General features: G+C 70.3%; 16 protein-coding genes. 10 read left to right on the forward strand and 6 right to left on the reverse strand.

Translation table 11 applies throughout. The features are described from left to right. The first annotated feature begins 37 nt into the window (after positions 1-37). Complete coding sequence (locus tag ABZ664_RS14885; protein ID WP_362508664.1) at positions 38-688, forward strand: DUF998 domain-containing protein; 651 nt, start codon at positions 38-40, stop codon at positions 686-688. Between the two features lie 77 nt (positions 689-765). Here ABZ664_RS14885 and ABZ664_RS14890 read toward each other — a convergent pair whose 3' ends face one another. The 3 genes from ABZ664_RS14890 to ABZ664_RS14900 all read right to left on the reverse strand — a co-directional run bounded on the left by ABZ664_RS14890 (position 766) and on the right by ABZ664_RS14900 (position 2641). Next, positions 766-1041: a hypothetical protein gene (locus ABZ664_RS14890; RefSeq protein WP_362508667.1), complete on the reverse strand. Its 276-nt coding sequence runs from the start codon at positions 1039-1041 to the stop codon at positions 766-768. 98 nt (positions 1042-1139) lie between these two features. Further along, entirely contained in the window at positions 1140-2150 is a 1011-nt protein-coding gene (locus ABZ664_RS14895) for a YihY/virulence factor BrkB family protein (RefSeq protein WP_362508670.1), read from the reverse strand. A gap of 92 nt (positions 2151-2242) precedes the next feature. After that, a complete protein-coding gene (locus ABZ664_RS14900) occupies positions 2243-2641 on the reverse strand; it encodes a YccF domain-containing protein (RefSeq protein WP_350946724.1) in 399 nt (132 codons plus the stop codon). Between the two features lie 190 nt (positions 2642-2831). On the opposite strand from ABZ664_RS14900, the gene ABZ664_RS14905 reads away from it, so the two are divergent. The 7 genes from ABZ664_RS14905 (at position 2832) to ABZ664_RS14935 (ending at position 8338) form a co-directional block, all read left to right on the forward strand. Beyond that, positions 2832-2957 carry a hypothetical protein gene (locus tag ABZ664_RS14905; RefSeq protein ID WP_350946723.1) on the forward strand — a complete coding sequence of 42 codons (126 nt, stop codon included), beginning with the start codon at positions 2832-2834 and terminating at the stop codon, positions 2955-2957. Between the two features lie 392 nt (positions 2958-3349). Then, complete coding sequence (locus ABZ664_RS14910) at positions 3350-5032, forward strand: nitrite/sulfite reductase (RefSeq protein WP_362508675.1); 1683 nt, start codon at positions 3350-3352, stop codon at positions 5030-5032. Positions 5033-5090: 58 nt separating this feature from the next. Continuing rightward, positions 5091-5234, forward strand: a complete 144-nt coding sequence (locus tag ABZ664_RS14915; protein WP_012893136.1) for a hypothetical protein — start codon at positions 5091-5093, stop codon at positions 5232-5234. Continuing rightward, on the forward strand, positions 5231-5407 hold the full coding sequence (locus tag ABZ664_RS14920; protein WP_362508679.1) for a hypothetical protein: 177 nt from the start codon (positions 5231-5233) through the stop codon (positions 5405-5407). The genes ABZ664_RS14915 and ABZ664_RS14920 overlap by 4 nt, the downstream gene beginning before the upstream one ends. Further along, positions 5404-6132 carry a phosphoadenylyl-sulfate reductase gene (locus ABZ664_RS14925; RefSeq protein ID WP_350946719.1) on the forward strand — a complete coding sequence of 243 codons (729 nt, stop codon included), beginning with the start codon at positions 5404-5406 and terminating at the stop codon, positions 6130-6132. Before ABZ664_RS14920 ends, ABZ664_RS14925 begins: the two co-directional genes overlap by 4 nt. Further along, positions 6129-6932, forward strand: a complete 804-nt coding sequence (locus tag ABZ664_RS14930) for a sirohydrochlorin chelatase (protein ID WP_362508682.1) — start codon at positions 6129-6131, stop codon at positions 6930-6932. The genes ABZ664_RS14925 and ABZ664_RS14930 overlap by 4 nt, the downstream gene beginning before the upstream one ends. A 164-nt stretch (positions 6933-7096) precedes the next feature. Continuing rightward, a complete protein-coding gene (locus ABZ664_RS14935; protein ID WP_362509231.1) occupies positions 7097-8338 on the forward strand; it encodes a transposase in 1242 nt (413 codons plus the stop codon). A gap of 115 nt (positions 8339-8453) precedes the next feature. On the opposite strand, the gene ABZ664_RS14940 is transcribed toward ABZ664_RS14935, so the two are convergent. From ABZ664_RS14940 to ABZ664_RS14950, 3 genes are all read right to left on the reverse strand, one after another. Next, complete coding sequence (locus tag ABZ664_RS14940; RefSeq protein WP_362508685.1) at positions 8454-9248, reverse strand: hypothetical protein; 795 nt, start codon at positions 9246-9248, stop codon at positions 8454-8456. 1 nt (position 9249) lies between these two features. Then, on the reverse strand, positions 9250-9747 hold the full coding sequence (locus ABZ664_RS14945; protein ID WP_362508687.1) for a SigE family RNA polymerase sigma factor: 498 nt from the start codon (positions 9745-9747) through the stop codon (positions 9250-9252). A 107-nt stretch (positions 9748-9854) separates the two neighbouring features. Next, on the reverse strand, positions 9855-10631 hold the full coding sequence (locus ABZ664_RS14950) for a DUF1707 domain-containing protein (RefSeq protein WP_362508690.1): 777 nt from the start codon (positions 10629-10631) through the stop codon (positions 9855-9857). Between the two features lie 144 nt (positions 10632-10775). On the opposite strand from ABZ664_RS14950, the gene ABZ664_RS14955 reads away from it, so the two are divergent. Continuing rightward, a complete protein-coding gene (locus ABZ664_RS14955; protein ID WP_362508693.1) occupies positions 10776-12233 on the forward strand; it encodes an ankyrin repeat domain-containing protein in 1458 nt (485 codons plus the stop codon). Between the two features lie 293 nt (positions 12234-12526). Then, positions 12527-14146 (forward strand): isovaleryl-CoA dehydrogenase, encoded by a 1620-nt coding sequence (locus ABZ664_RS14960; protein WP_362508697.1) that lies wholly within the window; start codon positions 12527-12529, stop codon positions 14144-14146. Positions 14147-14220 lie beyond the last annotated feature (74 nt).

Below are 14220 nucleotides of genomic sequence, written 5' to 3' on the forward strand. Positions count from 1 at the left end.
TTCCATGCCAGCCAACGCCACCCGAAGGAATCGATCAATGCCCCGCTCCCGATTCGCCCTGGTCCCTGGACTCCTTGCGACCGCCCTGTTCATCTCCGTATCGACGGTCGAAGCGTTCACTCGGCCGGCATTCGATCTGACTCGCCACGCGATTAGCATGCTCAGCCTCGGCGACCGAGGCTGGGTGATGGCGGCCAACTTCGTCATCACCGGGATCCTGGTCGTCGTTCTGGCGATGGGTCTGGCCAGAGAACGCGCCGGCCGACCCGCCGGCCCCACCCTCATCGCACTCTTCGGCGCCGGCCTCATCTTGGCCGGCTTCTTCCCCGCGCCGGCCGGCCTCGGATTCCCGCAGGGCACTCCGCATGACCTGGAACCGGTGATGACGACCACGGCGATCGTGCACGCCATCGCCTTCAACCTCGCGTTCAGCGCCCTGATCGCCGCGACGTTCGTGTTCGGGTACGCCTACGGCCGCGAGCGGAAGCGCGTCTGGCAGACCATGTCGATCGCGACCGGCGCGGCCCTGCCGACCCTCATCTTCTCGGGCATGGCGGTGCTGATCCCGACAGGAGTCGCGTTCTACGCGGCAGCGACCCTCGCCTGGCTCTGGCTCGCGGCGATCACGCTTGAGCACATGAGGCAGGTCCGCGTTCCCGCCAAGCGGCGCCCGCGCGCGACCGTCTGAGGAGCCCAACGCCGGTACCCGCGTTCCAGACTGGACAGGCAGGAATGGCGCATACGCGCCAAAACCAATCGCGCTGGTCAGCGCGATGTACTCCTCGTCGCAGGGGTGCTGGGTGGCGGTGATCGCGGACGAGAAGGCCAGGGTGATGTGCCGATACCAGGCCGTCCAAGGGTGCGCAGGCGCGGGTCTTGGCCGTAGACCTCATCCCCGCTCACCCACCGCGCGCTCAGCCCGGCGTCCGGCGCATCGGCGATCATCTCGACCGCCAGGGCGGGTTCGGCGGCGATGCGGCTCATCAGGTCGTTGAAGGTGACCATCCAGCCGTCAGGATCCACGGTATCGGCCACGGCCATCACGCGATCTTCGGGTGTCTTCACAAACTCCGAGTGATCACGTGGTGGCCGTCTTCATGCCACCTCACCGTCCAAGATCGCAAAGTGCCGCTGGAGTACTAAGCCACGCGCCCGGCGCGACCTGCGCCATCGACAGGCCAGAGCCGGTCGACCTCGGCGTTGAGCGTGGCGCCGATGAGCACGGCCAGCGCGGTGATGTAGAGCCACAGCAGCACGGCGATGGGGGCGGCGAGCGAGCCGTAGATGGAGACGGGCGAGAACCAGGCGGCGAGGACCGCGCGCAGCACGGCGGCGCAGGCGATCCAGATGACGAGCGCGAGCATCGCCCCCGGAAGCTCGCGCCACCAGCGCGTGCGTACGGGCACGCTCACGTGGTAGAGCAGGGTGAGGAAGATCACCGAGCCGATGACCACCACCGGCCAGTAGAGGATGTCGACCAGCACGGTGTAGTCGGCCGGCAGGGCTCCGCGCAGCGCGGCCGGGCCGAGGACGAGCACCGGCATCACCACGAGGCCGATCAGCAGACCCGCCAGGTAGAACCCGAAGGACATCAGGCGGGTGCGGATGATGCCGCGCTCCTCGCCGAGACCGTAGGCGACCGAGATCAGGTCGACGTAGACGAACAGCGCCCGCGAGCCCGACCAGAGCGCGAGCAGGAAGCCCAGGGAGATCAGCGAGACCTGGTTCTCGGGTTTCAGCACGTCCTCGATGAGGGGGGTGACGACGGTGTCCACGGCGTTGTCGGTGAACAGCAGGTGGGCCTGCTCGTCGATCCAGTCGCTGACGTTCTTGACCGTCTCGGGGCCGAACACCCGGGTCAGCTGACCGAGCATGCCGACCAGGCCGAGCATGAACGGCGGCAGTGACAGCAGCGCGAAGAAGGCCGCCTCACCCGCCAGGCCGGTGACGCGGTAGGTGACGCCCGCGTTCGTGGTCGCGACGATCAGGGTCCACACGTCGGTGCCGCGGATCCACGAGAGCAGCGCCCGCAGCCTGCCCCAGACGTCCCTGCGCAACCAAGCGACGCCGGCGCGTAACCGCACCCCGGGCCCGCGCGGGGGGCGCCGCTCGGGCCCGGGCCGATGAGCCGGGGCATCAGTGGACGTCATGCCACACAACGGTATTCCTAGCCGCTCTTGATCACGAGTCAGGCGGGCAACGATCGAATCTCACCCATTGCCCTCGGCATCCGCGGCGAAACCTACCTGCGGTAGAACGCCTCGGCGTCGTCGACGTCGACGATGCGCGCGCCCAGGGGCAGCAGGGAGACCGGGATCAGCTTCAGGTTGGCCAGGCCCATCGGGATGCCGATGATCGACAGGAAGAGCGGGATCGAGGTCAGCAGGTGCCCGATCGCGAGCCAGACGCCGGCCACGACGAACCAGATCACGTTGCCGATGGTCGACAGCGCGCCCGCGTCGGGGTCGCGCACCACGGTCCTGCCGAAGGGCCACAGCGCGTAGGCGGCGATCCGGAACGACGCGATGCCGAACGGGATCGTGATGATCAGGACACAGCACACGATTCCCGCGAGTACGTAGCCGATCGCCAGCCAGATCCCCGCGAAGACCAACCAAATGACGTTCAACAGTGTCCGCATATTTACGAGCATGTCAGGCGAAAGGGCGCCTGCTCCATCCGGCGCCTCCCTGGAAAGCCCCTGATCCGGACCCCGACCCGAGTGGGGCGCCCGTTTCGCCCCGACGCTCCGGTGAAGTCCCTGTCGATCGCGGCTCAGGTCCGGGGGGAGCCGAGCGGTGTCCCGGCGGGAAAGGGCACAGAATGGAGCCATGATCTGCGAGGACTGCAAGGAACGGCGGCACGACGAGTGCCGGGGAGGCTCGTGGTGCGACTGCCAGCACCAGCCCGTCCACGAGCCCCGGGAGTCGGCGCTCGACTGGCCCCGCCAGGGCTGATTCGCACCCCCGCGTCCGCCACACCCGTCGAGACCCCGCCGGACGGCGGGGTCTCGACGGGTGGCTGCCCCCGCTCCCCGCGCGACTCCCGATACCACGTCCGCGTCCAGATGGTGGACCCCACATTGGACATCCACCGTGCCCAAGGTATCGTCGTAGACATGCCAGCGGACCCCTTGCTCGTCGTGCGACGCCACGTCGACCTCCTGCGTGTCCGTAGCGCCATCTGTTGTGACGTCCGTTAACAGTCGCCCCCTGCTGATTTCACCCAGCTCGGCCGCGTAACAGGCGTCCTCCTCTGAGTAATCGACCCCCGCACTCGACGATGAGGCGGGAGGTGCCGCCTGTGCGCGTCCGGAAATCATTCCATCGAGCCACAAAAGGACGCGCGCATGACGACCCCAGCCCGGTCGGCGAACCGACATCACAAGCGCCCGCGCGGCGAAGGTCAGTGGGCTCTCGGTTACCGTGAGCCGCTGAACAAGAACGAGGAGAACAAGAAGAACGACGACGGGCTCAACGTCCGTCAGCGGATCATCGACGTCTACTCCAAGCGCGGCTTCGACTCCATCGACCCATCCGACCTGCGCGGCCGGATGCGCTGGTTCGGGCTCTACACCCAGCGCAAGCCCGGGATCGACGGCGGCAAGACCGCGATCCTGGAGCCGGAGGAGCTCGACGACCGCTACTTCATGCTCCGGGTCAGGATCGACGGCGGCCGGCTCAACCTGGCCCAGCTGCGCGTCATCGCCGACATCTCCAACCTCTACGGCAGGGGCACCGCCGATGTCACCGACCGGCAGAACATCCAGCTGCACTGGATCGAGATCGAGGCCGTTCCCGACATCTGGGAGCGTCTGGAGTCGGTGGGCCTGTCCACCACGGAGGCCTGTGGCGACACCCCGCGCGTCATCCTGGGCTGCCCGCTGGCCGGGATCGACACCGACGAGGTCATCGACGGTTCCGCGCAGATCCAGGAGATCCACGACACCTACATCGGCGACCCCGCCTACTCCAACCTGCCGCGCAAGTTCAAGGCTGCGGTGAGCGGGTGCCCGGCGCACTGCACCGTGCACGAGATCAACGACGTGGCGTTCGTGGGCGTGGTTAACGAGAACGGCGAGCGCGGCTTCGACCTGTGGGTGGGCGGCGGCCTGTCCACCAACCCGATGCTGGGCAAGCGGCTGGGCGTCTTCCTCACCCCGGACCAGGTCGCCCCCGCCTACGGTGGCGTGATCGGTATCTTCCGCGACTACGGCTACCGCCGCCTGCGCCACCGGGCCAGGATCAAGTTCCTGATCAACGACTGGGGCCCGGAGAAGTTCCGCGACGTCCTGGAGAAGGAATACCTGGGATACGTCCTGCCCGACGGCCCCGCGCCCGAGCAGCCGCGCGGCGGCCGCCGGGACCACGTGGGCGTCTTCCCGCAGAAGGACGGCAACTTCTACGTCGGCTTCGCCCCGAAGGTCGGCCGCCTCGACGGCGACAAGCTGAACCTCATCGCCGACATCGCCGAGCGGCACGGTTCCGACCGGGTGCACACCACGGTCGAGCAGAAGATGGTCATCCTCGACGTGGCGCCCGACAGGGTCGACAGCCTCGTCGCCGAGCTGGAGGCGGGCGACCTGCAGGTCAACCCCTCCACCTTCCGCCGCCAGACCATGGCGTGCACCGGGATCGAGTTCTGCAAGCTCGCCATCGTCGAGACCAAGGTCACCGCGGCCAACCTGATCGACGAGCTGGAGCAGCGGCTGCCCGACTTCAAGAGCCCGCTCACCATCAACGTCAACGGCTGCCCCAACTCCTGCGCCCGCATCCAGGTCGCCGACATCGGCCTCAAGGGCCAGCTCGTCGTGAACGACAAGGGCGAGCAGGTCGAGGGCTTCCAGATCCACCTGGGCGGCTCGCTGGGCGTCAACCCCGGCTTCGGCCGCAAGGTCCGCGGCCTGAAGGCCACCTCCGAGGAGCTTCCCGACTACGTGGAGCGCGTGCTCCGCAACTTCGAGAAGCAGAAGGACGAGGACGAGACCTTCTCCGACTGGGTGCAGCGCGCCGACGACGCGGACCTGAAGTGAACGGCCGACACGCCGCCCTTTCGGTAACGGGCCAGATGAGCCGGGCGAGGAGGAGCGGATGAGCGAGCGAGCCGTTCCCTTCCACTGCCCGTACTGCGGTGAGGAAGACCTGGAGCCCTACGAGGGCGACGGTGGCTGGTACTGCCGGTCGTGCGTGCGCGCCTTCAAGCTGAAGTTTCTCGGAATCGGGGTGCGCTCGTGACGCACGGCGAATCCGACGCGGCGAACGTGACGGCCGCGCAGACCTCTCCGACCGGTGAGGTCACCGCGACCGGCACGGCCCGCACGGTGAGTTCCGGCACGACGACGAGCGCGACGGCCCGCGAGGCACGACCTGCCCGCGCGGCGAACGAGGATTGGATGAGCGAGCGATGACACTGGTGGACATCGAAGTCGGGTTACGTCAGCAGCGCGGGACGCTCGACCTGCAGGAGATCGTCGAGTCGGCCGCACGGTTCCTTGAGGACGCCTCGGCCCTTGAGATCATCCGCTGGGCGGCGGCGACCTTCGGCGACCGGCTCTGCCTGACCGCCTCCATGAGCGACGCCCTGCTGATCGACCTGGTCAGCCGGGTCAAGCCCGGCGTGGACGTGCTGTTCATCGACACCGGATACCACTTCGCCGAGACGATCGGCACCCGTGACGCCGTCCGGCAGGTCTACGACGTGAACGTGATCGACGTGAAGCCGTCCCGTACCGTGGCGGAGCAGGAGCGCGACCTGGGTCCGCGCCTGTTCGGGCGCAACCCCGACCTGTGCTGCTACCTGCGCAAGGTCGAGCCGCTCAATCGCGCCCTGGAGCCGTACCTCGCCTGGGTCTCCGGCATCCGCCGCGACGAGGCCGTCACCCGCGCCGGCGTCAAGGTCGTCGAGTGGGACGCCAAGCGTCAGATGGTCAAGATCAACCCGATCGCCCGGTGGACGCAGGACGACGTCGACAACTACATGGCCGACAACGGGGTGCTGATCAACCCGCTGCACTACGACGACTACCCCTCGATCGGCTGCGCTCCCTGCACCCGCCAGGTCGCCCCGGGAGAGGACCCGCGCAGCGGTCGCTGGGCGGGCATGGGCAAGACCGAGTGCGGGCTCCACGTATGACCTGGCGTGCCACCGGCGCCGCTCCCGGGACACCGCTGGTCGCGGTGGCGCACGGGTCCCGTGACCCGCGCGCCGCCGCGACGGTGGAGGCCCTGCTCGACCTGGTACGGGACGCGCGGCCCGAGCTCCTCGTACGCACCGCCTACCTCGACCACGCCTCCCCGACGCTTCCCATGGCGCTGTCGGGGCTCACCGAGGCGGCGGTGCTGCCGCTGCTGCTCACCGAGGCCTACCACAGCCGGGTCGACATCCCCGGCGCGCTGGCCGAGGCGACGGCGCGCCGGCCCCTGCTGCGCGTGCACGCGGGCGCCACGCTCGGCCCGCACCCGCTGCTCGTCGCCGCGCTGGAGCGGCGCCTTGCCGAGGCGGGCGTGGAGCCCGGGGAGCCCGGCACCGCCGTGGTGCTGGTCTCGGCCGGTTCCAGCGACCGGCGGGCCAACGCGACGGTCGCCGGGATCGCCGGAGACTGGGCGAGGCTGCGCGGCTGGCGGTCGGTGACGGCCGCCTACGCCTCGGCCGCCGGTCCCACCCCCGAGGAGGCCGTGCTGCGCCTGCGGCGCTCGGGCGCCTCGCGGATCGTGGTCGCCCCCTACCTGCTCGCCCCCGGCCACTTCGCCGACAGGATCCGCCGCGAGACCCTGGCGGCGGGCGCCGACGCCGTCGCCGATGTGCTGGGCGCCGCCCCCGAGGTCGCCGCGGTGCTGCTCGAACGCTACCGAAATGCGGGCCAGTGCTCCGGCCTTCAGGCCTGGGGTGAAGGCCGGCGCGGGAGTGCCCTCCAGGGCGTGGGCGTGCCCTGACCTTCCTGGTCTTGCCGCTCGGCCCACCAGGTGCAGGACACCGGGGCGGCGCGGGGCTCCCCGTGCGTGGATTCGCCGGTGAAGGGGGCGACGTCGATCTGGCATCCCAACTGGTCGTGGAGTTGTCGAGCGCTCAGGCGTTGCGTCATGCGACCATCGCCACCGTGCAGCTTCGTTACCGGTATCGGCTCTATCCCGACGCCGCTCAGTGCCAGGCGCTGGCGCGGGCGTTCGGGTGCGCGCCGGTGGTGTTCAACGACGGGTTGCGCGCCCGTCAGGACGCCCACCGGGCAGGCCTGGCGTATGTCTGCGACGCGGAGTTGTCCCGGCGTCTGAGCGTCGCGAAGGCGACGCCGGAGCGGGCGTGGCTGGGCGAGGTGTCCAGCGTGGTTCTTCAGCAGGCTTTGGCCGACCTGAACGCCGCCTACCGCAACTTCTTCGCCTCCATCACCGGTAAGCGCAAAGGGGCGAAGGTCGGCCTGCCCCGGTTCCGATCACGCAAGGATGCCCGCCAGGCGATCCGTTTCACCCGCAACGCCCGCTTCGCCGTCACGGCGGGCGGGAGGTTGCGCCTGCCGAAGATCGGTGAGGTGGTGGTGCGCTGGTCGCGCCCGCTGCCCGCCGAGCCGTCGTCGGTGACGGTGATCAAGGATGCGGCCGGGCGGTACTTCGCCTCGTTCGCGGTCGAGACCGGTGATGAGCCGCTGCCCGAGACGGTGTCCGAGGTCGGCGTGGATTTGGGTCTCACTCATTTCGCGGTGTTGTCGGACGGCCGGAAGATCGACAACCCGCGTCTCCTGCGCCGGGCGGCCAAGAGGCTCCGTAAGGCGCAAAAGGCCCTGAGTCGTACGGTGAAGGGGTCGGCCAACCGCGCCAAGGCCGTTGTCAAGGTCGCCCGCGCGCATGCCCGGGTGGCTGATGCGCGCCGGGACTTCGCCCACAAGCTCTCCACCCAGTTGATCGGTGACAACCAAGCCGTCTACGTGGAGGATCTGTCGGTCAAGGGACTGGCCCGCACCCGGCTGGCCAGGTCGGTGCACGACGTGGGCTGGTCGCAGTTCGTGAACATGCTGGAGTACAAGGCGAAGCGGTACGGGCGGACCTTCGCCAAGGTCGGCCGGTGGTTCCCCTCCTCCAAGCGATGCTCGCAGTGTGCGACCGTGGTCAGCGCCCTGCCTCTGGGCGTCCGGGAGTGGGCGTGCCCGTGCGGGGCGGTCCATGACCGTGACGTCAACGCCGCACGCAACATTTTGATCGAGGGTCGACGGACCGTCGCCGCTGGACGGAAACCCGCCGCCGACAGGCGGCGGGAGGCGGAGACGTTAAACGCCCGTGGAGGTGACGTAAGACCACCGCTCGCGGTGGCCGACGCCGATGAAGCAGGTAGCCACAGAGGTGCCGCATGACGCGGCACGGACTGAATCCCCGGCCCTTCAGGCCGGGGAGCGCGTCAAGAACTCGCCACCCACCGACACCCCGCCCTCGCCTGAGCGCGGCCCCCACCCTCGGGACCCCCGGGGTTCACCCGGGGGGTGCCTTGTCCCTGCCCTCGCAGGTCAGGCGGACTATCTCCCCGGTACGCGGATCCAGCTGACGCACGTTGTCCCGGCAGAGCGGGTAGATCATCTCCCGTACCCTGAGCGACCAGTCGAGAGGGAAGGACTCCGCCGCGGCGAGTTGCTCCTCCCAGCCGTCGAAGAGGCCGTCCATCGCCTGGGCCAACTGGCTCACCGTCCTGCCCGCTGCGTCGATCTCGCCGGGCAGTATGGCCGCGGTCACGACCTGCTCCCCTGCAGGACGGTCGCCGCCCCCCGCCGCACCGCTCGGGTTCTCGGTGAAGACCTCCACGACGTTTCCATCGGGATCGGTTCCGCAGAGACGCCACAGCGCGGGGCCGTCGCCGATCCAGACGACCGCCCGCCGTATCGGCCCGGAGCAGCGGACACTGACCTTCAGCGAATTGTTCCAGGACATGACGCGAAGTTCCTCGCGTACCCCGCCGGTCCTGTAGTCGCCGCTCGCGACCTCGTCTCCCGGAAACGGCCCACCCAGCGGCTGTGACGTCGTCGGGACCATGGGAGACGGCCGGGCCATGACGCCGGTCCAGATGCCGAGGTCGTCGGCGACGCCGCCCGCAGGGGTGTTGAGGGCCACCACGGCGACGATGACGGCCGCTACCGCACTGCCCGCCGTCCAGCGGCGGCGCCTGATCGCGCGGGCGTGCCGGTGGACACCGGCGACGGTCACGCCCCTGTTGTGGCCCTCCCCCTCGTCCTCGTTCAGGATCTCGCGCAACTCGGATTCGGTGATCGTCATCTCAGCTCCCCGTGGTGATCGCGGCGACGGCCGCGGGATCGACGCGCAGCTTGCGCAGTGCTCTGCTGGCCTGGCTTCGTACGGTCGCCACCGAGCAGCCGAGGATCTCGGCGATCCGCTGGTCGGGCAGGTCCGCGAAGTAACGCAGGACGATCACAGCCCGCTGTCTGCCGGGAAGCCCGGCCAGAACCTGCCGGACCGCCTCCCGGTTGGCCACCGCGTCCATCGTGTCGCCGTCCGGCATCTCGGGGAGGACCGCGCTCGGCAGCTCTCCGCGCCATCTGCGGCGCCACCAGGTGGCGTGGGTGTTGACCAGGATGCGGTAGACGTACGGGTCCGGATCGTCGCCCACCCTCCGCCAGGCGAGCCATGCCTTGGCCAGGGCCGTCTGTACCAGGTCCTCCGCCGTGCCCCAGTCGCGGCACAACAGGTGGGCGGCCCGTAACAGGCGCGCCGAGCGCTGCTCCACGTAGTGCTCGAAGTCAGCCCGATCTCGCATCGGGGGATCCTCACTGTCGGTGTATGTCACCGATCACTACGCCCCGGGGATCCCGGGATGTTGCACGTGCTCCGAAGTTGCCCTGGAGCGAGAGGTGAAGCGGCCTCTCAGAGGTGGGGTAGTTGAGGGGGGTGGGGAGGCTGAGGCGGCGCCGGGGGCCACGGGGGCCTCGGACGCTCCTCGTTGGAGGGGTGGATCTGGTGGGGGCCGGGCCCTGCCCGGTGGTGGCCGTATTCGCCGGTGAGTTCGGCGCGCATCTCGTCCCACTGCTTCCGCCAGGCCGCCATCGCCTTCTTGAGTGGCTTGGCCTTGGAGTCCCCGACCACCTTGACGCTTCCCATGAGGGCGTAGGCCGCGACCCGGACGAGCGGCGCGTTCGTGCCCGGGGGTGCCTCGATGACCTGGACCTTCTTGTCTCCCATGATGGCGATGCCGTCGATCTCGACGTCCACCCCGTCCGGAACGATGATCTTCACGTCACCCATGATCGCGGCGGCCATGATGTCGACCACCCCCGTGCGCACCTCCGCCTGGCGCAGGTCGAGCAGCACGTCGCCCATCACGGCGACGGCGCCGAGTGGCTTGTCGATCCGCCAGGTGCCGCGCCGCTTGGAACTGCTCATCACTGCCACGAACCAGCGCCGCACCGGGCCGCCCTCCCTCGCCGAGGGCGGGGGGTAGGCGGGTGCGGGCGCCGGGCGGCCGCCGGGCAGGTCGGAGGTGATCACCGCCAGCTCGGCCTGGGTGACGGCGGTGTAGGCCGCCTCGGTACGCTCGGTCAGCTCCCCGAGGGTGAGACGGCCCTCGACGGAGGCGACCCGCAACCACTCGACGGCGGCTTCCCGCTCCGCGTCCGAGACCCGCATTTCCCCGGGATTATTCATAACTCACAACATATCGCGAGTTGTTCCGGCGTGCGGATCCCCCTGAGGGAGGAAACTCGACAATCAGATCGGATGACGCCTCCCGTCAGGGCACGGGACCGGCGTACGGCCGTGCCGGGGAGGCACGCCATATGATCCGGAGGCATGTACCGAGAACTCCTGGACGCGGTGGCGGCCAACGACGCCGAGCGGGTCGAGCGGCTGCTGCGGAGCGGCACGAGCGCCGACCCCGACGGCACGGAAGAGCCCACCGCCCTTTACCTGGCATCGAACCAGGGCCGCGTGGACATCGTGCGCGCGCTGCTGGCCCACGGAGCCGACCCCAACCGGATCAGTGGCGGCGAGGACGAGGGACTGCCCCTGTCCGTGGCCTCCGCCTGGGACCATGTCGAGGTCCTGCGGGCGCTGCTCGCCGCCGGCGCCGACGTGTCCGGACGGGAGGCCGGCGGATGGACCGCCCTGCTCTGGGCGGCCGCCAACGGGCGGGCGGACGCGGCCGGCGCGCTGCTCGCCGCGGGAGCGAGCCCCGAGGACGCCAACGAGAGCGGCGACACCCCGCTCACCCTGGCCGCCCGGCGCGGCGCCCTGGGCGTCGTACAGACGCTGCTGCAGGCCGGCGCCGAGGCCGACCGGCCCGACGGCGACGGCGACACGCCGCTGTCCATCGCCTACGACTGGCTGGGCACCCAGCTGGAGAGCGCGCTTCTCGAGCAGCTCACCGAGCAGGCCCCAGAGGGCTCGCAGTTCGTCGTGGGCCGCAGCAGGGCGAAGGACGGCACCGACCTGGTGACCGTCGCGGCGGTGGGACCCGACGGGACCCGCGTCGCCGAACTCACCTGCCAGCGCGGGCACGCGGCCGTCGCCACCCTGCTGGAGGACGCCACGGGCGAGCGGCTGCCGTTCGACGAGCTGGTCGAGCGGGCGATGCCCTACCGGGACATCGACGAGGAGGCCGAGACCTGGTGGACCGTGGCGAGCTCGCTGAGCAGGCGCGACGACGGTGAGACCTTCGACGCGACGGCACGGCTGTGCTCGAACGAGGACCCACGCAAGCGGGAGTTCGCCGTCGACGTGATCGCCCAGCTCGGCTTCACCGAGAACGAGAAACCGTTCCTGGAGGAGTCGCTGCCGATTCTGCGCCGGATGGCGGCCACCGAGGGCGACGAGCGGGTGCTGCGCTCGGTGCTCGGCGCGCTCGGTCACCACGCCGACCCGCGTGCCCTGCCCGAGGTGCTGGAGATCATCACCGCCGACGGCTGGACCCGCACCCAGGCCGACCCCGCCGCGCTCGCCGCCGTCCTGCCCCCGGGGCACGCCGAAGGGCTCGCGCTGCTCATCTCCATGACCGAGGATCCCGACGCCGAGGTGCGCGACTGGGCCACCATGGGCCTGGCGGGCCTGACGGAGGACCCCAAGGACAGCGAGCGGATCCGCGACGCGCTCGCCGCCAGGCTCGACGACGAGGACCTGAACACGGTCGCCGAGGCCACGCGCGGCCTCGCCACCCGGGGTGACACGCGAGCCCAGCGGGGCGCGGAGCGCGTGCTCGCGGAGAGCGACGAGGACGACGACTACGTCCGCGACCTGGTCAAGAATCCCTGACGCGCGGGCGGGGGCCTCACCCGGCGGTCCGCCCCCGCCCTCGCCCCCGCTCTCGCCTCGTCCCTGCGCCGTCGGGACGAGCGCGGATCTTCCCGCGTGGTCGAGAGTGGTCCGTACGCGTGCCCGCATGGTCGGCGCCGGACGCGTAGGGCGGGGTGAACTTCCGGAAGCCGGTGTCCAACAGTGGACGTAAATCGGATATAGCACTCAATAAAGGGCAACAGTCCTCCGGCAGGATGCTGAGATGAGCCCAGAGACCGGCGACGAGCCGAATGAGTTACCGGAGGCCGCACGTGACCCATGACGTCTTCAACCAGGCTCACCCGCTCACCGGACACGACGTGTCCGCCGACGCCGCCCTGATGGACGGCGTGCAGCGCGAGGGGGCGGGATGGGCCACCGGGGAACTGCGCCGGCTCGGTCTTCTCGCCGGCTCGGAACAGGCCCAGGAGTGGGGAAGGCTCGCGAACGAGCACCCGCCCGTCCTGCGCACCCACGACCGCTACGGGAGGCGGATCGACGAGGTGGAGTTCCATCCCGCCTGGCACGAGCTGATGACCGTCGCCGTCGACAACGGCATGCACGCCACCCCGTGGGCGAGCGCCAGACCGGGCGCGCACGTGGCCCGCGCCGCCAAGTTCTACGTCTGGAGCCAGGTCGAGGCCGGACACGGCTGCCCGATCTCGATGACCTACGCCTCGATCGCCGCGCTGCGTCACAGCCCGGCGCTCGCCGCCGACTGGGAGCCACTGCTGGCCTCGCGGAGCTACGACTTCGGGCTGCGCCCGCCGCTCGGCAAGCGCGGCGTGCTCGCGGGAATGGCGATGACCGAGAAGCAGGGCGGCTCCGACGTTCGCGCGGGCACCACCCGCGCCGAACCGCTGGGCGACAGGAGCTACGCCCTGACCGGGCACAAGTGGTTCAGCTCCGCTCCGATGTGCGACGTGTTCCTCGTCCTCGCCCAGGCCCCCGGCGGGCTGTCGTGCTTCCTGCTCCCCCGCGTCCTTCCCGACGGCACCCGCAACGCCGTCCACCTGATGCGGCTGAAGGACAAGCTGGGCAACAGGTCCAACGCCAGCGCCGAGGTGGAGTACCACGGCGCGACGGCCTATCTGGTGGGCGAGGAGGGACGGGGATTGCGGACCATCCTGGAGATGGTCAACATGACCCGGCTGGACTGCGTGATCGGTTCGGCGGCCGGCATGCGGTACGGCGTCACGCAGGCCGTCCACCACACCCGGCACCGCGGGGCGTTCGGCAGGAAACTCGCCGACCAGCCGCTGATGCGCAACGTCCTGGCCGAACTCGCCCTGGAGTCGGAGGCGGCGACCGTCCTGATGACGCGGCTGGCCGGTGCCACCGACCGGGCCATCGCCGGCGACCAGGCCGAGGCCGCGCTGCGCCGCACCGCGCTGGCCGTGAGCAAGTACTGGATCTGCAAGCGCGCTCCGGCGCACGCGGCGGAGGCGCTGGAGTGCCTGGGAGGAAACGGCTACGTCGAGGAGTCGCAGATGCCCAGGTTGTTTCGTGAATCGCCGCTGAACGGCATCTGGGAGGGATCGGGGAACGTCGCGGCGCTCGACGTGCTGCGCGCCCTGGGCCGCGAGCCCGAGGCGCGGGAGGCGTTCTTCGCCGAGGTCGCGCTCGCCGCCGGCGCCGACCGGCACCTGGACGCCGCCGCCGACCGCCTGCGCAAGTCCCTGGACGACACCACCGACTTCGAGGTCCGCGCCCGGCGCGTCGCCGAGGACATGGCGCTGGTGCTGCAGGGCTCCCTGCTCGTGCGACTCGCCCCCGCGGCCGTCGCCGACGCCTTCTGCGTCTCCCGCCTGGCCGGGGACACCGGCCGCGCCTTCGGCACCCTGCCCGCCGGCCTGGATCTGGACGTCCTGCTCGACCGCGCCTCCTTCTGACCTCCGGTGCCCGGCCGTGTCCGGGGCGCGCCCCGGACACCGCCCGGGGCCCCCGCCCGGGAGGGGTGGGGGGT

Origin of the sequence: Streptosporangium sp. NPDC006930 (assembly GCF_040635605.1) — a bacterium.
Lineage (GTDB): Bacteria > Actinomycetota > Actinomycetes > Streptosporangiales > Streptosporangiaceae > Streptosporangium.